The organism is Burkholderia seminalis (genome assembly GCF_001718535.1).
Lineage (GTDB): Bacteria > Pseudomonadota > Gammaproteobacteria > Burkholderiales > Burkholderiaceae > Burkholderia > Burkholderia seminalis.
Genome location: NZ_CP013400.1, coordinates 2,212,709 through 2,232,884 on the forward strand (window position 1 = coordinate 2,212,709; position 20,176 = coordinate 2,232,884).

The following is a 20,176-nucleotide window of genomic DNA, read 5'->3' on the forward strand; positions in this document are numbered from 1 at the left end:
GATCCGCCGCCCGCGAAAAGCGCGTAAGCTACAGCCCAATACAATCCGGACGAACTGTACTGGACAACCGGCCGTACAGTTCATTTTTCGCCATGAGCCAGGTCGCCCCGTCTCCCGTTCCGCCCGCGGCGTCGCGTACACGCGTCGAAACCGTGATGGATACCTTGCACGCACGCATCGCGAGCCGCGCGCTGATGCCCGGCGCACGCGTGCCGTCGATCCGGATGATGGCCGACAGTCTGGGGGTATCGAAATCGACGGTCGTCGATGCGTACGAGCGGCTCGCGAGCGAAGGCGTGCTGATTGCGCGGCGCGGTTCGGGCTTCTACGTGTCGGGCCACGCGCCGCCGCTCGCGCTCGCCGATCTCGGCCCGCGCCTCGATCGCGAACTCGATCCGCTGTGGCTGTCGCGCCAGTCGCTCGAAGCGGCGCCGACCTCGGTGAAGCCCGGCTGCGGCTGGCTGCCGTCGTCGTGGCTGCCGGACGAGAGCCTGCGCCGTGCGCTGCGCGCCGTGTCGCGCGACGACGCCGACGCGCTGACCGACTACGCGACGCCGCTCGGCCTGTCCGCGCTGCGCCAGCAGCTCACGTGGCGGCTCGCGCAGCACGGTGTCCATGCAGAGCCCACGCAGATCATGCTGACCGACGGCGGCACGCATGCGCTCGATCTCGTGTGCCGCCTGCTGCTGGAACCCGGCGACACGGTCGTGCTCGACGATCCGTGCTACTTCAATTTCCAGGCGCTGCTGCGCGCGCACCGCGCACGGATCGTCAGCGTCCCGTACACGCCGACCGGCCCCGATCTCGGGCGCTTCGAGCAGGTGCTCGCCGAGCATCGCCCGCGCCTGTACATCACCAACGCGGCGCTGCACAACCCGACCGGCGCGACGCTCGCGCCGCCCGTCGCGCACCGGCTGCTGACGCTCGCGGCCGAGCACGGGCTGCTGATCGTCGAGGACGACATCTTCGCGGATTTCGAAAGCACGCCCGCGCCGCGCCTCGCGGCATTCGACGGGCTGTCGCGCGTCGTGTCGATCGGCAGCTTCTCGAAGACGCTGTCGGCCGCGATCCGCTGCGGCTACGTCGCCGCGCGCCCGGAATGGATCGACGCGCTCGTCGACCTGAAGCTCGCGACGTCGTTCGGCAACGCGCAGATCGGCGCGAACGTGGTGCACCGGCTGCTGATCGACGGCACGTACCGGCGCCATCTCGACAGCCTGCACGCGCGTCTCGCGGATGCGATGGGCGAAACGATCCGGCGCCTCACACGGGGCGGGCTCGGCATCTGGACGGAGCCGCGCGGCGGCCTGTTCGTGTGGGCGGAACTGCCCGACGGGCTCGACGGCGCGCGCGTGGCGCGCCACGCGCTGGATCACGACGTGGTGCTCGCGCCCGGCAACGTGTTCAGTCCGTCGCACGGCGCGACGTCGTACCTGCGCTTCAACGTATCGCGCTGCAAGGGGCCCGCCGTGTTCGATGCGCTTGCGCGGGCGATGGACGCAACGCGTTCGGCGGCGCACGCGATCGCACGGCCGGTTGCCGGCCCGCGTTGACGGCAGGCGGGCACGCTAAGGGCCGGCCGCCACGATCTCCGCGACGAAATCGACGAACGCCCGCACCTTTGCGGGCGGCAGGTGACGCGACGGATAGTAGGCAAACAGCGGAAACGACTCGCCGCGCCAATCCGCGAGCAGCTCGACGAGCCGCCCCTGCTCGATCAGGCCCGCCACCCCGCTCGCCTTGAAACGCGCGACACCCACACCGGCCAGACACGCGCCGAGCATCGTGCCGGCGTCGTTGACGAGCAGCCGGCCCGCCGTCTTGACCGGCACGCGCTTGCGCCCCAGCCGATAGACCCATTCGAGCGGCTGACCGGTCAGCGTATTGCGCATCTGGATGCACGCATGGCCGGCAAGATCGGCCGGCACCACGGGACGGCCGTGCCGCTTCACGTAAGCGGGCGAAGCGACCGTCAGCGCACGGGTTTCCAGCAGTTTGCGCGCCACCAGCGACGACGAGGGCGGCTCGCCGAACCGCACCGCCACGTCGAATCCGTCGGCGACCAGATCGCCGAGTTGCTCGCGCGCCGCCAGTTCCAGCGACAGATCGGGATGGCGCGCCAGGAACGCCGGAAGATGCGGCGCCAGCATCCGCCGCGAGAAATACGCATCGACGTTCACGCGCAACCTGCCGCGCACGGCGGCGGCCGAACCGGCGGCCAGCGTGAGCGCATCGCCGATGCCGGCAAGCAGCGGGCCGATCTCTTCGTACAGCCGGCGCCCTTCGTCCGTCAGCGTGACCGACCGCGTCGTGCGATCGAGCAGCCGCACGCCGACGCGTGCCTCGAGCCGCCCCACGGCCCGGCTGACCCCGGAGGGCGACAAGCCGAGTGCGTCGGCCGCGCGCGCGAAACTGCCGCTTTCGACGATCGCGGCCAACACGCTCACGTTCGCCAGAATGCGCCCGTCGATACCCATGATTTCACTCATGACTCAAGATCACCAATCCAATGACATGAATTCGATTCCATCAGGAATCGCCAGTCCCTATCATGCAACCCGATGCATCGCGACGGCAAGTCCGAACGCCGGATGCAGTCCCGGCGCCCGACCGAATCGGTGCGCCCGCTCCCTTCTCGATGAGGATGTCGAACCATGTATGCCATTACCGGTATCACCGGGCAGGTCGGCGGCGCGCTCGCCCGAACGCTGCTCGCCTCCGGCCAAACCGTACGCGCGGTCGCGCGCGCCGCACACCGCGCCGCACCGTGGACCGAGCGCGGTTGCGAGGTCGCGGTTGCCGACATGACCGACGCCGCCGCGCTGACGGCGGCCTTCGCGAACACGGACGGCGTCTTCGTCCTGCTGCCGCCGTGCTTCGATCCGTCTCCGGGGTTCCCCGAAACGCGCGCCGTCATCGATGCCGTCGGCACGGCGTTGCGGGCGGCGCGTCCGCGCAAGGTCGTCTGCCTGTCGACGATCGGCGCGCAGGCGACACAGGTGAATCTGCTGACGCAGTTGACGATGATCGAGCAGGCATTCGCCGATTTGCCGTTGCCCGTCGCGTTCCTGCGTCCCGCGTGGTTCCTCGAGAATGCCGCCTGGGACGTCGCGACCGCCCGGGACACCGGTGTCGTCCACAGTTTTCTCCAGCCGCTCGACAAACCGGTGCCGATGGTGGCGACCGACGACGTCGGCCGGACCGCGGCCGCGCTGCTGCAGGACGAATGGACCGGCACACGCGTCGTCGAGCTCGAAGGGCCTCGCCGCGTCAGCCCAAACGACCTCGCGGCCGCATTTGTCCGCGTGCTCGGGCGCCCGGTGCACGCCGAAGCCGTGCCGCGCGACACATGGGCGGCGCTGTTCGATGCGCAGCACATGCGTTACCCCGAACCTCGTATGCGCATGCTCGACGGCTTCAACGAGGGCTGGATCGATTTCGAGTCGGCGCGCGCGGATGTCGTTCGAGGCGAAATCGACGCCGACGCCGTGCTGCGCCGGCTCGTCGCCCGCGCCGGCGAAGCGTAAACGGAGCGCCGGCGGGCGCGGCGGCCTTGCCGCGCCCGCCGTCAGTTACGCCTCGCCCGCATGCGCCCGCGCGCGCACCTCGGCAAACGTCGTATCGACGAGCAACCGCCCCGTATCGAACACGGTCTCGAGCGCGTCGTCCCACTCGCCTTCCAGCATGCGGTCGTCCCACGCGACGGGCAGCGTCACGGTCCGATACTCGCCGGTGCGCCGATTGCGCAGCAGCGTGAGCCGCCCCTGCTTCGAACGCTTGCCCCGGTCGGTGACCGGATCCTTGCGAACGTCGTGCCACACGCCGCCGCGCCGGACCGCCGAGCACTTCATCGCGAAGCGCTGCGTATCGCGGTTCACCTGCTGCAATAGCGCGCCGCCCATGCCGAACACGACGTTGCCGGCCGCATAGCCCGCGTCGTCGAGCGCCGTCAGGATCGCTTCGATCGACGCCTCGTCGACACCGTCGCCCTGGATCACGCGCACGCGATTCAGCACGCGACGCCCCTTGCCGTTTACGGTCGAACCGAACGACGCGTCGAGCGCGCGCACGGTCTGCAGCACGATCGTCACGGGATCGCCCGAATCCGGCCGCACGACGAGCGTCGCCCCCGAATCGATCACGGCCTGCCGCAGTTCGCCGCCCCACAGATCGAGCGCGGCGAACAGATCGTAGGAATCCGACACGACCGACACGATTGCACCGGGCAACCCGAAGCGGCGGATCATGTTGCGATACGCATCGGCCTCGCCGTCACGGCCCCACGACGTGATCGTGCTGTGCTCGGCGGCCGGCACCGAGTACGCGGCCATCGGCTCGCGATAGAAGCGGTTCGCGGCCAGCACGCCGAGCACCGTGTCCGAGCCCATGAAGTTCACGAGGTGCGCGGCGCCGCCGATCGCAGCCGATTCCGCGCTCGATACACCGCGCGCGCCGAAGTCGTGCAGCTTGAACGGCAGTTGCGCGAGATCGTCGTCGGTCTTTTCGAGGAAGCGGCGAATCGTCTGCCGCAGATGCCAGCTGCGCGTCGCGACCGTCACCGGATACCAGATGCGCAGCAGCATCGTCTCGAGATAGGACGCAAGCCAGAACACCTGCGGATCGTCGCATTCGACGGTCATCAGCACGTTGTGCACCGGCACCACCGCGCCCTCGGGCACCGCGCGGATCTTCACCGGCAGGTAGCCGTCGTAGCGTTCGACGATGTAACGCCACCCGGCTTCGTTGAACGGCTCGCCGTGTACCGCGAAGAAATCGCGTGCGTCGTCGATCATCGCGGGCGTGACCGGCTTGCACAGATATTCCTTCAGCAGCATCTGCAGGCCGAAGAACAGCGTGCGGTCGTATCGGCCGCCGCGCGATTCGACGTACGAGAACATCGCCGACGCATCGGGCGGATACTGCAGGAAGTGGGAAGCCTTGTAGGAATCCGTATTGAGAATCGGATTGGCGAGAACCGCGGCAAAGCCGCCGGGATCGTTTTGCATGGCTAGAGCTCCTCTAGGCCGTTGAAGTGCCGCCGCGTCTGTCGCGGCGGACGGAATGCGGGGAATCAGCGGATCACAGCTTCCCCAGGAAGTGGTACGCGATGTCGAAGTGATCCTCGAACATCACGTTGCGCATCTGCGCGAACTCGTTGAGCGGCACCCAGCGCGCCTTGTCGGCGTCGTCGCTGCCTTTCACGCGCGGCAGCTCGCCGGTCGGGAAGTTGAACAGGCATGCGTGCGTGATCGTGCGGCCGCGCAGCGAGCGCGTCGGATGATCGAATACCTGGCGATCCTTGATCGAGCCGCGCAGCACGGGCTCGGGCAGCTTGAGGCCGGTTTCCTCGCGCAGCTCGCGGATGCAGGCCGCGTCGAGCCGCTCGTCCTGGTTCACGAACCCGCCCGGCAGTGCCCACAGGCCGCGCCCCGGCTCGCTGCGGCGACGCACCAGCAGGATGTGGCCCGAGTGCACGACCACCGCGTCGACCGTCACGAACGTGACGGGATACGGTGCGGCCGCCCACGCCTTGCGATACGCGGCGATGAATTCGGCCTCCGACTTCAGCTGCGCGAATTCCGGCTGCGTGCGAAAGCGCTCGAGCCAGCCGAACACGGGTTCCGGCACGGCCCACTGCACGAAGCTGTTGGTGCGTTCGGCGAAATACTGGTCGCGGATCTCGGTGGCGGAAATGTCTTCCGTCGCATCGACGTCGACGAGCTCCCATTGCGGGAACATCCGCAGGTAATACGACGTGGCGTCCTTCTCGTGGCCGATCAGCCCGACCTTGCGCTGCGCGACATCGCCGAGCGTGACGGCCACGGCCTCCTGCACCCAGCGCACCCAGTCGCCGTCGTTGTACGTCGAATCCTGCAGCGGCGCGATCGTCACGCGGTCGCGCTCGGACGCGTCGAGCAGCGAAGCCAGCATCTGCCGGCGCTCGTCGAACGAAAACGGATCCTTGATGGTGCGGGGCTTGTCGGTCGACCCGATCAGCACGCACACGCGCTCGGCCCGGCTCAGTGCCGACTTCAGCACGTTCAGGTGACCACGATGCGGAGGCTGGAAACGACCAATGAAAACGAGCGCGTCGAAGCGCCGGTTCTGTTGCGTACTCATGAGGCTCCCTCAAGAGATTGAAACGCTCCGGGTCTGTCCCGAAGGGTTGGAATGAATCCTAGGGGAAATCCCGAGGTGCGTCAATCACACGCAGTCGAGCGCATGCTCGACTTGACGAAGTATGACGAAACGCAGGTTATTGGCGGGGTACACTCGATTGCATCCCAATCCACGCCTTCGCGCCCGCCATCATGAGGATCTCAGTCAGCCGGACCGTCGGCGTCGATCGCAGGCGCCTCTTCACGTGGTCGCAGGATTATGCGCGGCGGCTCGTGTGGGACAGCTTCCTCACCGACGCCTACCTGCTCGACGGGACCACGGCCAACGTGGGCGTCGACGCATTCTGCCGCAGCCAGTCGGGCGCGACGATGGTGTCGCGCTACATCTCGTACCGTCCGCCGCAAGTCGCCGCCGTCGAAATGGTCGAAGGGCCGAAGGTGCTCGAACGCTTCAGCGGCAGCTGGAACTTCACCGAACACACGCCGGGGTCGACCGAGGTGAAGTTCACGTACAACTTCCGCGCGCAGCCGTCCTGGCTACGCTGGCTGCTCGAGCCGCTGATCGGTGCGTTCTATCTCGTGCAGACGCGCCGGCGTCTCGATTCGTTCAAGCGCTGGGCCGAAGCCGAAGCGCTGCCGCACTGACCGCGGGAGCCGCGCACGCGCGCTGTCACGGTATCGACACGAACACGATCCGGGGAGCCCGATATCCCGAACCGTGTGCGGCAACGTCACATGACGGCCGCGTGACAGCCGTCGGCCCACCTGATGAGGAGATGATCGTGTTCGGCATTTGCGTTGTTCTCACGCCGGCCGCGACCCTGTACAGCGTGTCGACGTTCCGGTTCGACCGCTAGCGCGTCACGAACGCTTCGGTGCCCGATTCGCGGCGCAACGTCACTGCCATTCCGGTCAGCCATCCTGACGATTTCAGGATCGGGCGCGCGATCGCATACAGGCGGTCGGCGCTGGCGCCATGGAAATACAGGTAACCGTCGTTGCCGTCGCGATGAAGTTCGGTCTCGCCGAGTTCACCGGCCCCCGCCCGCCGCACCGCGCGATCGAGCCGTTGCTCGAGCCGGTGAAGGCGCGCGTCGTCCTTCGCGTCGTAGTCGAAGTGGATCATCACGACCGGCCCGGGCGGTTTTGGCGGCGACTGCGCGGCAACGTTGCCAACGAAGCAGGCCAGGCCGATCGATGCGGTCATTCCGGTTCTTTTGAGCATGTCGATAACGGTTGGGCAACGCCCTTTCAGGTCAACGCCCCGCCACGCGCCACCTGCTGACGGACCTGCGCGTGCGTGCCGAGCGCCGCGGCGATCGCGTCGACGGCTTCGGCCGCGCGCGCCGCGCCGCACATGAACGCGTCGACGGCCGCGAAGCGATGCTCGGGCCACGTATGGATCGTGATGTGCGATTCGGCGAGCAGCACGACCCCCGTCACGCCGTGCGCCCCGCCGAAGTGATGGAAATGCGCGCCGATCACGCGCGCGCCGGCCCGTTGCGCGGCGTCGGTGAGGATCGCTTCGAGCCGTGCCGCGTCGCGCAGCAACGCCGCGTCGGCGCCGGCCAGGTCGGCCAGCACGTGCGAGCCGAGCGTCGCGCGTGGCGGCTCGATCCCGTCGCGCGCGGTCATTTGTGCGACCCGTACGACGAGTAGCCGCTGCGGGCCGACGAACTGCCCCAGCCGCTGCCGCCCGACCCGCTGCCGCCGATCGATGCGCAGCTGAACAGCGTGACGACGATCAGGCCGTAGATGCCGTAGAGGATGTACCGGATCACGACTGGCCCCCGTCCGACGCAAAACCCTTCCACAGCCATTCCGGCAGCCACAGTACCAGCAGGCCGATCAGCACGTAGACGGAGCGGCCGCTGAACGCGAACAGCGATCCCATGTTGAAGATCACGAGCAATGCGCTGAACACCCACGGCAGCGGCGCGAAACTGTGCGGACCCTTTCCGCCGAACAGGCCCGTCGATGCGGCCGCGCCTGAAGCGGCCACCGCCGCCAGCGCCGGCGTACCGAAACGTTCGGCAAGCGCGCTGCCCGACAGCGGCCGTGCGCGCGACCAGACGATTTCCGCGTCGCTGCGCTCGCGCGTCAGCTTGTCCTTCTGCCAGCCATAGTCGACGATCGACGTGCGATCGCCCACCTGCACGCGCCAATTGAACGCACCGACCACGTAGACGACCTCCGAGTCGTATGCCTCGCGCAGCCGGTAGGTCTTGCCGCCGTCGATCACGTCGGACTCGCCGCCGATCGTCGGCCATTGGTCGAGCACCTGCACGCGCTCCCAGCGCCCTTCGCTCTGCACGAGCCACAGGAAGCCGCGCTTCGGGTTCAGCAGCAGGTATTCGTCCCAGGTCTCGGCGTCGCCCGGCATGCGGCACCGCATCATGCCGATCACCGTGTACTTCACGCCGTCGAACGTGCCGATCGCGCCGAGTTCCAGCGCGCCCTTCACCGCATCGAGCTTGCGCTGCGCGGCGAACACGGTCTGCTGCTCGGCCGTGCATTGCACGCCCGCGTGGCAACTGCCGCACACGACGTAGTCGGCCACGTTCGGCAGATACGTCAGCGGCGCGCCGCAGCTCGGGCACGCGAACGGCACCATCTCCGCGCCGCGCTTCTCGCGCGTGTCGTGTTCGGTATCGCGCAGCCCGGTGAATGCGAGCGCATCAAATTCCAGCGCTTCGCCCGTATAGACGGCCGGACTGCCGCCGTTCGAATCGGCGTCGGAATAGTCGTAGGTCGCGAATGCATTGCCGGTCCGCAGGTCGACGACGCGCGCCTCCCAGCCGGCGTCGACGCGAAACGGCAATTCGCCGTCGCCGCCCGTGCAACGCGCGGTACGCACGTCGGACACGAGATACGCCCGGCCGCCGTGGTCGATCCGCATGCCCGGCTCGAGCGTGCCGAACGCGGGCCATGCGCCGCCGGATGCATCGTCGGGCTCGCGCACCGTGACCGCGTACTGGCCCGACGCATCCGACAGCCAGCCGAACGCGCCGTCGTCGAACACGACGTACCACTCGCTCCACGCGCCGGCGTCGTAGGTCATCTGGATGCGGCCGAGCACCGTGAACGCACGCTTGCCGTAGCGCCCGGCCGTACCGATCTGGATCGGCGACGCATCGTCGATCACGGTAGCCAGCTCGCCGATCCGCTCGACGTCGGCGCCGCGCTTGAGCAGCGTGCTGCGGCAGAACGCGCAGACGGCCATCACGGCCGCCGCCGAGCGAAACTCGACCGGCGCGCCGCACTGGGGGCACGAGGTACTGAACATGCGCGATGCTTACCGGGTGAGCTTCGCGAGGATCTCGGCCTTCGCGCGCGAATATTCGTCTTCGGTCACGAGGCCCTTGTCGAACAGCGCCTTCAGCTGCTCGAGCCGCTGCACGTAGTCGGTGCCCTCTGCCGGCGCGGCGCCCGCCGGCACCGCGGCGGGCGCGGGCGGCGCGGCCGGCGCCGGTTGCGCGGCGCCCGCGATCTGGCCGGCCATCGCCTGCCCGATCGCCGCGCCGGCGGCCAGGCCCGCACCGACCCCGGCGATGCCGCCCGGGTTCTGCGCGGCGAGCGGAATCGCCTGCGCCGTCTGGTATTGCGTGGCGCGTGCGAGATCGCCGGCCATCCCCGCGCCGATCCGCAGGTCGAGCGCCTTCTGCAGCTCGGCCGGCAGCGACACGCTTTCCACCGCGAACGCGTCGAGCGCGAGCCCGTAGCGCGTGAACACCGGCACCAGCGCCTCGGCCACGCGCTGCGACAGCAGCGACTGGTTCGCGGCCATGTCGACGAACGGCACGTCGGCCGAGCCGAACGTCGTGCTCATCGCGGTGACGACCAGGTTGCGCAACTGCTGCTCGAGATCGTCGACCGTGTACTGCGCACGCGTGCCGCTCACCTCGCGGTGGAACGCGGCCGCGTCGACGATCCGGTACGAGTAGATCCCGAACGCACGCAGTTGCACGAAGCCGAACTCGCGATCGCGGATCGTCACCGGCTGCGCGGTGCCCCAGCGACGGCCGAGCTGCAAGCGCGTGCTGAAGAAGTAGACATCGGACTTGAAAGGCGATTGAAAGAACTTGTCCCAATTCTTCAGGTACGTCAGCACCGGCAGCGTATTCGTTTCCAGCGTGTACAACCCCGGCTGGAACACGTCGGCCACCTTGCCTTCGTTGACGAAGATCGCGACCTGCGTTTCGCGCACGGTCAGCTTGCCGCCGTACTGGATCTCCTGGTCTTCCATCGGGTAGCGCCAGGCCAGCACGCCGTCGGTGTCTTCCGTCCATTGCAGGACATCGATGAACTGCTTGCGGATGAATGAACCCAGACTCATGTCGGTCTCCTCGGACGCGTGGCGCGTCAGGTCAGGCAGGCGGCATTGATGATGCCGACGACGAGCGACGCGGTGCCCATCAGGCCGCCCATCGCGATGTTGCGATCCTCGATCGCATGATTCATGCCGGGCATCAGGCGCGTCAGCGCCGCATAGGTGATCAGTTGCACGATCATCGCGCCGACGGCCCAGACCACGACTTCGCCAAGCGTCGAGTTGTGCGCGATGCTGGATGCGAGCGTCAGGCAAAAACCGATCAGCGCGCCGCCGAACGACAGCGTCGCGGCCGCGTTGCCGTCGCGGATCAGCGCCAGTTCGTCGAACGGGGTGACCTTCAGGTACACTGCCGCGAACACAAGAAGCAGCACGAACGCCGACAGTAAATGAACCGCATAGAGATAGGCACTATTCATTCTTTCCCTCGGATTTTGTGCTCGGTTCGCCGCCCCGTCGCCGGCCGGCCCGCGCGGGGCCAGCGGTCAAAATTCCGCGCCAGTATATCCACATTGCCGATCGCTGCACAACGGACGCGCCATGCTGCATAAGCGCGCGCTCGTCCTGTCGATTCTCGTGCTCGCGTCGTGCGGGCTCGGCTACGAACTGATCAGCAGCGCGCTGTCGAGCTACCTGCTCGGCGATTCGATCCTGCAGTTCTCGTCGGTGATCGGCTGCTACCTGTTCGCGATGGGGATCGGCTCGTGGCTCGCGAAGTTCGTCGAGGACGACGACGTGCTCGACCGCTTCGTCGATATCGAGCTGCTCGTCGGCCTGCTCGGCGGCGTGTCGGCCGCGCTGCTGTTCGCGGTATTCGCGTGGCTCGCCGCGCCGTTCCGCGCGGCGCTCTACGCGCTCGTGCTCGCGCTCGGCCTGCTGATCGGGATGGAGATCCCGCTCGTGATGCGTGCGTTCCAGCAGCGGCGCCAGGCGTTCCGTCATACCGTCAGCGAAGTGCTGACCTTCGACTACCTCGGCTCGCTCGCCGTGTCGCTGATCTTTCCGCTCGTGCTCGCGCCGCGCCTCGGCCTGCTGCGCACGAGCTTCCTGTTCGGCCTCCTGAACGCATGCGTCGCGCTGTGGACGACACACCTGTTCCGCGACGAGATCCGCAACGTGCGCGGCAAGCTGATGCGCGCGTCGCTCGTGATCGGGCTGCTCGTCGCCGGCTTCGCCCTGTCGGACCGCATCACGCACTGGGCCGAGCACGGCGTGTACGGCGACGAGACGATCTATTCGGAAACGACGCCGTACCAGCGCATCGTGCTCACGCAGTGGCACGACGACCTGCGGCTGTACCTGAACGGCAACCTGCAGTTCTCGTCGCGCGACGAGCATCGCTATCACGAAGCGCTGATCCATCCGGCGATCGAGGCGCTGCCGTGGGCGAAGCGCGTGCTCGTGCTCGGCGGCGGCGACGGGCTCGCCGTGCGCGAACTGCTCAAGCATCGCAACCTCGAACAGATCACGCTCGTCGATCTCGACCCCGCGATGACGAAACTGTTCTCGACGTCCGCGCCGCTCGTCAGGCTGAACCAGGGCTCGCTGAAGGATCCGCGCGTGCGCGTGATCAACGACGATGCGGTACGCTGGCTCGAATCGAACGCCGACGTGTACGACGCGATCGTCGTCGACTTTCCCGATCCGACCAACTTCGGGCTCGGCCGCCTGTATTCGGTGCCGGTGTTCCGCCTGCTTGCGCGCCACCTGTCGGAGAACGGCTATGCGGTGATCCAGTCGACGTCGCCGTACTTCGCGCCGCACGCGTACTGGACCATCATCGCGACCCTGCACGAAGCCGGGCTCAACACGTGGCCGTACCACTGCTACGTGCCGTCGTTCGGCGACTGGGGCTTCGTGATCGCCGGCAAGCGCCGCGACTTCACGGTGCCGACGCGTTACTCGGTGCCGACCCGCTGGCTCGATGCGCAGACGGCCGCCGAGATGTTCCACTTCCCGGCCGACATGCCGGCGCTGCCGATGTCGCCGAACGAACTCAACGACCAGCCGCTCGTGCGCCGCTTCGACGACGACTGGAAACACGTGCTGCGCTGATGGACCGCCGCACGTTCCTCGTTGCGTCGGCGGCCGCGTCGCTCGCCGCATGCGGCCGCACCGGCTGGATCGAGACGACGACGCGCGTCGGCTATCCCGGCATGCGCGAAGGCCACGCGTTGCGCGATCATGCCGCGCTGCCGCCGCCGTCGGGCACGATCGACACGGATGTCGCGATCCTCGGTGCCGGCGCGGCCGGACTGTCGTGCGCATGGCAGCTCGCCCGCGCGGGCCACAAGCGCTTCACGGTGCTCGCGGGGCCCGAATTCGGCGGCAATGCGGCCGGCGGGCGCTTCGGCGAACTCGGCTATCCCAAAGGCGCGCACTACCTGCCGTTGCCGTCGCTCGAATCCACGCATCTGCGCGACATGCTCGCCGATCTCGGCGTGATCGAATCCGCGCCGTTCTCCGCCCGCCCGGTGTACGACGAACGCGCGCTCGTCCATGCGCCGGACGAGCGGCTCTTCATCGCCGGCCAGTGGCAGGACGGCATCGTGCCGACCGCCGGCCTCGACCCCGACGAGCTCGCGCAGCAGGCGAAGTTCTTCGCGTACACGGACGGCCTGCGCACCGCGCGCGGCGCCGACGGCCGCAAGGTGTTCTGCATCCCGCTCGCGGAATCGTCGCGCGACCCGCGCTGGCGCGCGCTCGACCGGCGGTCGTTCCGCCAGTGGCTGCTCGACGAGGGCTACACCGCGAAGGCGCTTCACTGGTACCTGAACTACTGCTGTCGCGACGACTACGGCGCGAGCTACGAGCATGTATCGGCCTGGGCCGGCCTCCACTATTTCTCGTCGCGCGGCGGCCATGCGGGCGATGCGGGCGACGGCGCGGTGCTGACCTGGCCCGACGGGCTGCACACGATGGTGACGAAGCTGGGCGATTCGATCACCGCACGCACCGGCTCGAACGCGTGGTCGCGGGAAGGGTTCGCGGTGCGCGCGACCGAGCGCGCGGGCGGCGTCGACGTGCTATGCGCGCGTCTGGGCGAGCACGGCACGCTGTCGACGTTCACGCTGAAAGCGCGGCGCGTCGTCTGCGCGATGCCGCTGTTCGTCGCGGCGCGCGTGTTTCCGCAGCTTGCCGCGTATGGCTTCGAACCCGCGCGCGACCTGCCGCCGCGCGCGCCCTGGCTCGTCTCCAACTTCCTGCTCGACGGCATGCCGGCCGAAGCGGCCGGTGTGCCGCTCGCGTGGGACAACGTCGTCTACGACGGCGCGGCGCTCGGCTATGTCGTGTCGACCCACCAGCTGATCCGGATGTCGCCGCCGACGCGCTCGGTGTTCTCCGCCTATCAGGCGTTGAGTACGCAAACGCCGGACGACACGCGCCGCTGGCTTGCCGACGCCAAGCCTGACGCGTTGCGCGAACAGGCCGCGATCGACCTGAAGGCCGTCTACGGACGCGAACTCTGGAAGCATGCGACGGCGCTCGAAATCACCGTGCGCGGCCATGCGATGGCGACACCCGACGTCGGCTTCCTGAGCCGGCCGGGCCTGCTTGCGCTGCGCGACGCCGACGGCCCGGTCGTGTTCGCGCATGCCGACCTGTCCGGGCTGTCGCTGTTCGAGGAAGCGTCGTACTGGGGCATGCTCGCGGCCCGGCGCGTGCTCGCCTGACCACCGCCGTTCGTCATTGCGGCGCCGCCGCCAAACGCTATAATCGCGCGACATTCCGACTGCATCGAGCAGGCCGACGGTGCCGCACCGTGCGACGCACCGTATGTCCTCCGCGACAACAACAATGACGAACCGAATCCATCGACGCCTTCGCCCGTTCGTGCGCGCCGCCGCGCGCGTGCTCGCGTGCGTCCCGCTGCTCGGCGCGCCGCCCGCGCTGCATGCGGCCGGCACCGCAGGCACCACCGGCACCGAGGCGGCCTCCGGGCGCTACATCGTCGTCGACACCGGCCATACGCCCGCGCACCCCGGCTCCACCGGTGCGAGCGGCCGCGTCGAATACCTGTACAACCTCGACCTGTCCGGCGCGGTCGCCGACAGGCTCGCCGCGCACGGCGACCGCGTGCTGCGCACGTCGGCCGACGGCCGCGAGATCAAGCTCGATCAACGCTCGACGCAGGCGCCGGATGCGAACCTGTTCGTGTCGATCCATCACGACTCGATGCAGCAGCAGTTCATCGACGCGGGCCGGCAGCGCGAATTCCGCGGCTTCTCGGTGTTCGTGTCGGAACGCAATCCGCGCTACGCGGAAAGCCTGCGTTGCGCGAAGGCGATCGCCGAACGCCTGGTCGCGGCCGGCGAACGGCCGTCGCTGTATCACGCGCAGCCGATCCGCGGCGAAAACCGCCCGCTGATCGACCCGTCACTCGGCATCCACCGCTTCGACGATCTCGTCGTGCTGCGCACCGCGCCGATTCCGGCCGTGCTCGTCGAAGCCGGCGTGATCGTCAATCCGGACGAAGAGGCACGGCTCGCGCGGCGCGAGACGATCCAGCGCCTGTCCGCCGCGATCGCGGGCGGGATCGACGCGTGCACGACGCCGCAATAAACGATGAACGCCCATCGGGCCCAACGGTTTTCACCCAGTCAGGAGCATCACGATGAAAAAGAAGACGCTGTTCGCATCCTGCGCGCTGCTCGCGCTCGCCGTTCCGTTCGCCGCACAGGCGGCTGGCTGCGGGAAGCCGCGCAGCGCGTTCGACCAGGTGTACTGCACCAGCACGCAGTTCTCGCAATCCGATCGCGATCTCAACGACGAGTACGGTCGCCTGCGCAAGCAACTGAGCGGCGACCAGCAGGCCGCGCTGAAGGCCGGCCAGCTCGCGTGGCTGAAGCAGCGCGATGCGCAGTGCAGCGAAACGCGCAACAACAGCTACCTCGTGGATATCCAGTGCGCGAACGACATGACGCAGTCGCGGCTGTCGTTCCTGCGCGAGCGTGAGCGCGAATGCTCGAGCACGGGGTGCGTGACGTCGAAGCTCGGCGAGTAAGCTCGTCGGACGCGGTGTGCCGCCATGCAGGTCGCGGCACGCCGCCTTTGGAAGACACGACGATGCGGCATGAATTCTCCGAAGTCCTCAACGACCTGATCGACTGTTTCCTCGTCAGCGATCTTCTGCTGCTGAAGCGCTACAAGGAAACACATCGGCTGCCGGACGACGTCGCGTTCGCGTTCACGACCGGCGACAGCGGCGACAACGCCGTGCTCGAAGGCGTCGTCATTCCGCTGGCCGGTATCGAGAACCATCCGTATACGGTCATCTTCACGCTGGACGACGACACGCCCGAACTGCTGAAGGCCGGAAGCCGTCTGCAGCATCGGCGCGGCGGATACGTGCTGCGCGTCGAACACCGTTCGGTGATGCTTTACACGTGGCGCATTCTCGAACGCTTCAACGACGAATCGGTGAACGCGCTGCTGGCGCGTTATCGCGAACCGGGCCGGCCCGTGATCGACCTCGACAACGGCTGGTACGACGTCGAAGTCCTCGGTGGCGAAGTGCCGCGCAACGGCTGGTTCGAACCCGCGTTCGAGTTCGTGCTGAAGAAAACCGACACGCCGAGCGACGCGTCACACGTGGATCTCGGCTACAGTTTCGCCATCGACAGCAGCCTGGATCCGGCGGAATGAATTCCGTGCAGGGCAACACTGCGCACGGCACACGATCAGGCGAGGTACGCATGGCACCGAACACGACGACGATCGACATCCGCGCCGCCACCGCCGCCGATGCGCCCGCCATTGCCGGCATCCACGCCGCATCCTGGCAAGCGACCTACACGGACATCATGCCGGCTCCGTTCCTCGCCGGCCTGTCGATCGAAAAGCGCACGGCCGGGTGGCGTTATGCACTCGACGCAGGACGGCCGTGCGTCGCGCTTGCGCTCTCGGGAAACGCGTTGACGGGCTGGATCGCCTACGGTCCGACCCGCGACACCGACAAGGATCGCGCGTGGGGCGAAATCGAAGCGATCTATCTGCATCCGTCGCATTGCGGGCAAGGCATCGGCGCGGCGCTGGTCGATCATGCGTGCCGGTCGCTGCATGATGCCGGCCATGCCTGGGTGTCGCTGTGGGTACTGATCAAGAACCGCCGGGCCAGGGCATTCTACGAACGCGAAGGCTTCGTCGCCGAAGACGACATCAAGACGTTCGAGATCGACGGGACGCCGATCGAGGAGGTGCGCTACTGGCGCGCGCTTCCCTGACCGGCTCTAGCCGCCGGCACGGCCGTCAAAGAAACCACCGATACTCTCGCGCGCCGATTTCATTGCGAAAATCCAGCTCTTCCTGCCGCTTGTTTTCGCAATACACCATCACGAACTCGCTGCCGAGCCCTTCGCGTACGGCCGGATGATCCTGCATCGCGGCGACGGCCGACAGCATCTCCTTCGGGAAATCGATCCCGCTGCCGCGATCCTCGTTGAGCGGCGCGATCGGATCGATCCGCGCGTCGAGCCCGTGTTCCATCCCTGACAGGATCGCCGCGAGCACCAGATACGGATTCGCATCCGCGCTCGCGAGCCGGTGTTCGATCCGCAGGTTGCGGGCATCCGACTCCGGAATCCGGATGCATGCATCGCGATCCTCGAAGCCCCAGCTTGCGCGGCTCGCCGCATTCACCATCGACCCGTAGCGCCGGAACGCGTTGTGATTCGGCGCGAACACGGGCATGCAGTGCGGCAGCAGCGCGAGGCAGCCGGCCACCGCATGCCGCAACGGCCGCTGCCCGTCCGCCGCGAGCATGTTGCGCCCCGCGTCGTCGTACAGGCTCACGTGCACGTGCATCCCGCTGCCCGGCGCATGCAGGTACGGCTTGCCCATGAAGCTCGCGCGATAGCCGTGCTGCAACGCGACGCCGCGCGTGCTGCGGCAAAACAGCGCCGACCAGTCGGCCGCGCGCAGCGCGTCGTCGGTGTGGCCGAAATTGATCTCGAACTGGCCGGGCCCGAGCTCGGCGGTGATCACCGTCGCGTCGACACCCTGCTCGCGCGCGGCATCGACCATCTCGTGCAGCACGTCGGAAAAGCGCGACAGGCGCTCGATATGCATGTTCGGCTGATCGTCGCGGTCGTCGCTCAACCGGTCGCGCGGATACTGCGGCATCCCTTCCGCGAGCTGCGCGGCGAACAGGTAGAACTCGAGCTCGAACGCGACGACAGGCCGGATGCCGCGCGCCGCGAACCGCCGCAGCACGCGCGCAAGCACCTCGCGCGGCTCGAACTCGATCGGCGTATCCGTGCCGTCGGAGCTGATCAGCATCTGCGCGAGCGGCTGCCGCTCCCAGCGCACCGGCTTCAGCGTGCCGGGAATCAAGCGGCGCGGCGCGTCGGGATCGCCGTCGTTGAAGCAGTAGTCGCCGATCTTGTAGAGGCCGCCCTGCGTGCCGAGCAGCACGCAGTTCTGCGGCAGCTTCAGCAGCGAACCGGCCGCGACCTTTTCGAGCGCATCGATCGGGTAACGCTTGCCGTAGAAGTGCCCTGGCAAATCGAGGCAGATCAGGTCGACATAACGGATCTCGGGGTGCGCCTGCCGGAACGCGCGGACTTCATCGATCAGCACGGGAACGACGTCAGCCATGTCTCATCCTTTCCATGTCCTGGTATGGCGGCGCCGCAACGCGGCGAACCGGATTCGCGCGGCACGCGTGATCCTGCACGCCGCATTTCAATCAGTACTGCAAACAGGCTGCGTGGCGCGGCGGCCCGTGACACCGCATGCCCCGCCGACCACTCAGGTGAATACCCAGATCACGCGCGTCGGCACGTCGGTCAGGTTGGCGTAACGGAAGCGCTTGTGCGCGGGCAACTGGAATGCGTCGTTCGGGCCGAGCGTGACCGGCGTGTCGTCGCCGTCGATCCAGATCGTCAGCTCTCCTTCGAGCACGAAACCGCCCTGCTCGTCGCTGTCGTCGACCGGCCGCTCGCCGCTGCTCGCGCCCGGCGCGAGATGGCTCTCGAGGATCGAGAAGCGCGAGCGCATGTTCGGCGACACGAGAATATCGGTGATGCCGGCCGCGTAATACACGGTGCGCCGTTCGTCGGGCCGCGTGACCCACGGCACGCTGCGCGGCTTGCTCAGACTGTAGAAGTACGTGGTCGGCACGCCGAGCGCCTCGCCGATCGCGGTGAGATCCGCGACCGTCGGGCGCGACAGCCCGCGCTCGACCTGCGACAGAAAGCCGACCGAGCGGCCGATCCGTTCAGCCAGATCGTTGAGCGTGACCTTGCGGTGCTTGCGCAGGTCGCGGATCAGGATCGCCAGACTTTCTATCTCTTCCTGTTCGTTCATGACGGGTTCCGGTGGGTCAGACGGTATCGCGCAAACGGTACCAGGCCTTGCCGATCGCTTCCAGCGGTGCGGCGAGCCGGTCGCCGCCGGGAAAACGCGGGTTGCGGATGCGCTGGTACTGCGCGAGCAGGCGTTCGTCGCCGAGCACGGCGTCGGCCACCGCGCGCGCGCCGGCCAGCGTCGGCAGCACGCCGTGCCCCGAGAAGCCCTGCAGCCAGAAACGCTGCCCGTGTCGGCCGATGTCAGGCGTGCGGCGCATGCTGATGTCGATATGGCCGCCCCATGCGTAGTCGAGCGGCACGCCGGCCAGTTGCGGGAACACGCGTTCGAGGTGCGGCCGCGTCGCCGCCGCGATATCGGCCGGAATTCCGCCGAGATACGTGCAGCCGCCGCCGAACAGCAACCGGTTGTCGGGGCTCAGGCGGAAGTAGTCGGGCACGAACTGGTTGTCGATCACGCAACTGTTCTGCGGCAGCAGCGCACGCGCGACGTCGGGCGCAAGCGGCGCGGTCGCGACCTGGTACGTGCCGACCGGCAGCAGCCGGCGCGCAAGCTCGCGATCGAGGCGGTCGACGTAGGCGTTGCATGCCAGCACGAGTACGTCGGCACGCACTTCGCCGCGTAACGTGCGCGCGACGTGGCCGCCGGCCGTCTCGCGGCAGTCGAGCACGCGGCTCTGCTCGAAGATACGGCCGCCCGCGCGCTCGATCGTCTGTGCGAGGCCGAGCGCGAGCTTCAGCGGATTCAGGTGGCCGGCCTCCGGATCGTGGAGCGCGGCGAGATAACGCTTGCCGCCGATCCATTCGGGCAGCTCGTCACGGCCAATCACGCGCAGCCGGTCGTAGCCCCAGCGCTCGGCCGCCTCGTCGCGCGCCTGCGCGAGCATCGCGACGCGACGCGGCCGTACGGCCGCCCACAGGCTGCCCGGCCGGTAGTCGATGTCGAAACCGTGTCGCGCCGGCAGTTCGCGCACCTCGGCCGCCGCCCAGCGCATGCTGTCCCACAGCAGGCGCGCGCCGTCGCGGCCGAGCGAATCCTCGAGCGGCTGCATGTCGCACGACCAGCCGAGCAGCGCCTGCCCGCCGTTGCGCCCCGACGCCGCCCACGCGACGCGGCTCGCTTCGAGCACGGCCACGCGCTTGCCGGCCAGCGCCAGGCGCAACGCCGTATGCAGCCCGCTGAAGCCCGCGCCGACGACGAGCACGTCGGCATCGATGCGTTCGTCCAGTGCGGGACGATGCGGGATCGACGCCGGGTAGGTGCCGGCGTAGTAGCTTGCGACGTGACGGTCGGACTGCACGAACATGCGCGCTCCCGTGAAAATTACGCCAAGAAATTTCATGAAAAATTAGCACGGCAATTTCACGGAAGCAAGCGGGCGGAAACCCGGTCGGATGAACCGGCATGGCTGTCGAGATGC

Annotated in this window: 21 protein-coding genes; 9 read left to right on the forward strand and 12 right to left on the reverse strand. The window is 68.0% G+C overall.

The genetic code is table 11. The features are described 5' to 3' along the window. Positions 1-92 precede the first annotated feature (92 nt). Entirely contained in the window at positions 93-1,553 is a 1,461-nt protein-coding gene (locus tag WJ12_RS30475; RefSeq protein ID WP_059556803.1) for an aminotransferase-like domain-containing protein, read from the forward strand. 15 nt (positions 1,554-1,568) lie between these two features. Here WJ12_RS30475 and WJ12_RS30480 read toward each other — a convergent pair whose 3' ends face one another. Then, the gene (locus tag WJ12_RS30480) at positions 1,569-2,477 is read right to left on the reverse strand and encodes a LysR family transcriptional regulator (RefSeq protein WP_034189518.1); all 909 of its coding nucleotides are present in this window, start codon (positions 2,475-2,477) and stop codon (positions 1,569-1,571) included. Between the two features lie 177 nt (positions 2,478-2,654). Between WJ12_RS30480 and WJ12_RS30485 the strand changes: the two genes are divergently transcribed. Continuing rightward, positions 2,655-3,527 carry an NmrA family NAD(P)-binding protein gene (locus tag WJ12_RS30485; RefSeq protein WP_059556804.1) on the forward strand — a complete coding sequence of 291 codons (873 nt, stop codon included), beginning with the start codon at positions 2,655-2,657 and terminating at the stop codon, positions 3,525-3,527. 45 nt (positions 3,528-3,572) lie between these two features. Here WJ12_RS30485 and WJ12_RS30490 read toward each other — a convergent pair whose 3' ends face one another. Next, positions 3,573-5,006: a nicotinate phosphoribosyltransferase gene (locus tag WJ12_RS30490; protein ID WP_059556805.1), complete on the reverse strand. Its 1,434-nt coding sequence runs from the start codon at positions 5,004-5,006 to the stop codon at positions 3,573-3,575. Between the two features lie 73 nt (positions 5,007-5,079). Next, positions 5,080-6,120: a bifunctional nicotinamide-nucleotide adenylyltransferase/Nudix hydroxylase gene (locus tag WJ12_RS30495; protein WP_034189376.1), complete on the reverse strand. Its 1,041-nt coding sequence runs from the start codon at positions 6,118-6,120 to the stop codon at positions 5,080-5,082. A gap of 191 nt (positions 6,121-6,311) precedes the next feature. Here WJ12_RS30495 and WJ12_RS30500 point away from each other — a divergent pair, with 191 nt between their 5' ends. Next, positions 6,312-6,764 carry a type II toxin-antitoxin system RatA family toxin gene (locus WJ12_RS30500; protein WP_034189375.1) on the forward strand — a complete coding sequence of 151 codons (453 nt, stop codon included), beginning with the start codon at positions 6,312-6,314 and terminating at the stop codon, positions 6,762-6,764. A gap of 208 nt (positions 6,765-6,972) precedes the next feature. On the opposite strand, the gene WJ12_RS30505 is transcribed toward WJ12_RS30500, so the two are convergent. The 6 genes from WJ12_RS30505 to WJ12_RS30525 are packed head-to-tail and all read right to left on the reverse strand — an operon-like array spanning position 6,973 to position 10,868. Further along, the gene (locus WJ12_RS30505) at positions 6,973-7,326 is read right to left on the reverse strand and encodes a hypothetical protein (RefSeq protein ID WP_226103936.1); all 354 of its coding nucleotides are present in this window, start codon (positions 7,324-7,326) and stop codon (positions 6,973-6,975) included. 44 nt (positions 7,327-7,370) lie between these two features. Beyond that, positions 7,371-7,754 carry an adenosylmethionine decarboxylase gene (speD, locus tag WJ12_RS30510; RefSeq protein WP_049035595.1) on the reverse strand — a complete coding sequence of 128 codons (384 nt, stop codon included), beginning with the start codon at positions 7,752-7,754 and terminating at the stop codon, positions 7,371-7,373. Further along, positions 7,751-7,900 carry a hypothetical protein gene (locus tag WJ12_RS36170; RefSeq protein ID WP_155291822.1) on the reverse strand — a complete coding sequence of 50 codons (150 nt, stop codon included), beginning with the start codon at positions 7,898-7,900 and terminating at the stop codon, positions 7,751-7,753. The genes speD and WJ12_RS36170 overlap by 4 nt, the downstream gene beginning before the upstream one ends. Further along, entirely contained in the window at positions 7,897-9,405 is a 1,509-nt protein-coding gene (locus tag WJ12_RS30515; RefSeq protein WP_059556807.1) for a DUF4178 domain-containing protein, read from the reverse strand. The genes WJ12_RS36170 and WJ12_RS30515 overlap by 4 nt, the downstream gene beginning before the upstream one ends. Positions 9,406-9,414: 9 nt before the next feature. Further along, positions 9,415-10,455 (reverse strand): SPFH domain-containing protein, encoded by a 1,041-nt coding sequence (locus tag WJ12_RS30520; protein ID WP_059556808.1) that lies wholly within the window; start codon positions 10,453-10,455, stop codon positions 9,415-9,417. 26 nt (positions 10,456-10,481) lie between these two features. Beyond that, positions 10,482-10,868 carry a DUF350 domain-containing protein gene (locus WJ12_RS30525; RefSeq protein ID WP_034189370.1) on the reverse strand — a complete coding sequence of 129 codons (387 nt, stop codon included), beginning with the start codon at positions 10,866-10,868 and terminating at the stop codon, positions 10,482-10,484. 121 nt (positions 10,869-10,989) lie between these two features. Here WJ12_RS30525 and WJ12_RS30530 point away from each other — a divergent pair, with 121 nt between their 5' ends. The 6 genes from WJ12_RS30530 (at position 10,990) to WJ12_RS30555 (ending at position 16,673) form a co-directional block, all read left to right on the forward strand. Continuing rightward, a complete protein-coding gene (locus WJ12_RS30530; RefSeq protein ID WP_049033466.1) occupies positions 10,990-12,504 on the forward strand; it encodes a polyamine aminopropyltransferase in 1,515 nt (504 codons plus the stop codon). Next, positions 12,504-14,123, forward strand: coding sequence for an FAD-dependent oxidoreductase (locus WJ12_RS30535; protein WP_069245976.1), 1,620 nt, complete (start codon positions 12,504-12,506; stop codon positions 14,121-14,123). Before WJ12_RS30530 ends, WJ12_RS30535 begins: the two co-directional genes overlap by 1 nt. Before the next feature lie 124 nt (positions 14,124-14,247). Continuing rightward, positions 14,248-15,012: an N-acetylmuramoyl-L-alanine amidase family protein gene (locus tag WJ12_RS30540; protein ID WP_059556810.1), complete on the forward strand. Its 765-nt coding sequence runs from the start codon at positions 14,248-14,250 to the stop codon at positions 15,010-15,012. A 52-nt stretch (positions 15,013-15,064) separates the two neighbouring features. Beyond that, positions 15,065-15,454, forward strand: a complete 390-nt coding sequence (locus WJ12_RS30545; RefSeq protein ID WP_034189366.1) for a lysozyme inhibitor LprI family protein — start codon at positions 15,065-15,067, stop codon at positions 15,452-15,454. 62 nt (positions 15,455-15,516) lie between these two features. Next, positions 15,517-16,095: a hypothetical protein gene (locus tag WJ12_RS30550; RefSeq protein ID WP_059556958.1), complete on the forward strand. Its 579-nt coding sequence runs from the start codon at positions 15,517-15,519 to the stop codon at positions 16,093-16,095. A gap of 50 nt (positions 16,096-16,145) precedes the next feature. Further along, complete coding sequence (locus WJ12_RS30555; protein ID WP_059556811.1) at positions 16,146-16,673, forward strand: GNAT family N-acetyltransferase; 528 nt, start codon at positions 16,146-16,148, stop codon at positions 16,671-16,673. Between the two features lie 25 nt (positions 16,674-16,698). Here the strand turns inward: WJ12_RS30555 and WJ12_RS30560 are convergent, their stop codons facing one another. From WJ12_RS30560 to WJ12_RS30570, 3 genes are all read right to left on the reverse strand, one after another. Beyond that, a complete protein-coding gene (locus WJ12_RS30560) occupies positions 16,699-18,045 on the reverse strand; it encodes a glutamine synthetase family protein (RefSeq protein ID WP_059556812.1) in 1,347 nt (448 codons plus the stop codon). A 153-nt stretch (positions 18,046-18,198) separates the two neighbouring features. Then, complete coding sequence (locus WJ12_RS30565; RefSeq protein WP_034189364.1) at positions 18,199-18,756, reverse strand: helix-turn-helix domain-containing protein; 558 nt, start codon at positions 18,754-18,756, stop codon at positions 18,199-18,201. 16 nt (positions 18,757-18,772) lie between these two features. Then, entirely contained in the window at positions 18,773-20,062 is a 1,290-nt protein-coding gene (locus WJ12_RS30570; RefSeq protein ID WP_059556813.1) for an NAD(P)/FAD-dependent oxidoreductase, read from the reverse strand. Positions 20,063-20,176 lie beyond the last annotated feature (114 nt).

Coding starts and splice junctions, on each gene's coding strand:
- WJ12_RS30475 (WP_059556803.1), top strand. CDS start 93: ATGAGCCAGGTCGCCCCGTCTCCCGTTCCGCCCGCGGCGTCGCGTACA.
- WJ12_RS30480 (WP_034189518.1), bottom strand. CDS start 2,477: ATGGGTATCGACGGGCGCATTCTGGCGAACGTGAGCGTGTTGGCCGCG.
- WJ12_RS30485 (WP_059556804.1), top strand. CDS start 2,655: ATGTATGCCATTACCGGTATCACCGGGCAGGTCGGCGGCGCGCTCGCC.
- WJ12_RS30490 (WP_059556805.1), bottom strand. CDS start 5,006: ATGCAAAACGATCCCGGCGGCTTTGCCGCGGTTCTCGCCAATCCGATT.
- WJ12_RS30495 (WP_034189376.1), bottom strand. CDS start 6,120: ATGAGTACGCAACAGAACCGGCGCTTCGACGCGCTCGTTTTCATTGGT.
- WJ12_RS30500 (WP_034189375.1), top strand. CDS start 6,312: ATGAGGATCTCAGTCAGCCGGACCGTCGGCGTCGATCGCAGGCGCCTC.
- WJ12_RS30505 (WP_226103936.1), bottom strand. CDS start 7,326: ATGACCGCATCGATCGGCCTGGCCTGCTTCGTTGGCAACGTTGCCGCG.
- speD (WP_049035595.1), bottom strand. CDS start 7,754: ATGACCGCGCGCGACGGGATCGAGCCGCCACGCGCGACGCTCGGCTCG.
- WJ12_RS30515 (WP_059556807.1), bottom strand. CDS start 9,405: ATGTTCAGTACCTCGTGCCCCCAGTGCGGCGCGCCGGTCGAGTTTCGC.
- WJ12_RS30520 (WP_059556808.1), bottom strand. CDS start 10,455: ATGAGTCTGGGTTCATTCATCCGCAAGCAGTTCATCGATGTCCTGCAA.
- WJ12_RS30525 (WP_034189370.1), bottom strand. CDS start 10,868: ATGAATAGTGCCTATCTCTATGCGGTTCATTTACTGTCGGCGTTCGTG.
- WJ12_RS30530 (WP_049033466.1), top strand. CDS start 10,990: ATGCTGCATAAGCGCGCGCTCGTCCTGTCGATTCTCGTGCTCGCGTCG.
- WJ12_RS30535 (WP_069245976.1), top strand. CDS start 12,504: ATGGACCGCCGCACGTTCCTCGTTGCGTCGGCGGCCGCGTCGCTCGCC.
- WJ12_RS30540 (WP_059556810.1), top strand. CDS start 14,248: ATGACGAACCGAATCCATCGACGCCTTCGCCCGTTCGTGCGCGCCGCC.
- WJ12_RS30545 (WP_034189366.1), top strand. CDS start 15,065: ATGAAAAAGAAGACGCTGTTCGCATCCTGCGCGCTGCTCGCGCTCGCC.
- WJ12_RS30550 (WP_059556958.1), top strand. CDS start 15,517: ATGCGGCATGAATTCTCCGAAGTCCTCAACGACCTGATCGACTGTTTC.
- WJ12_RS30555 (WP_059556811.1), top strand. CDS start 16,146: ATGGCACCGAACACGACGACGATCGACATCCGCGCCGCCACCGCCGCC.
- WJ12_RS30560 (WP_059556812.1), bottom strand. CDS start 18,045: ATGGCTGACGTCGTTCCCGTGCTGATCGATGAAGTCCGCGCGTTCCGG.
- WJ12_RS30565 (WP_034189364.1), bottom strand. CDS start 18,756: ATGAACGAACAGGAAGAGATAGAAAGTCTGGCGATCCTGATCCGCGAC.
- WJ12_RS30570 (WP_059556813.1), bottom strand. CDS start 20,062: ATGTTCGTGCAGTCCGACCGTCACGTCGCAAGCTACTACGCCGGCACC.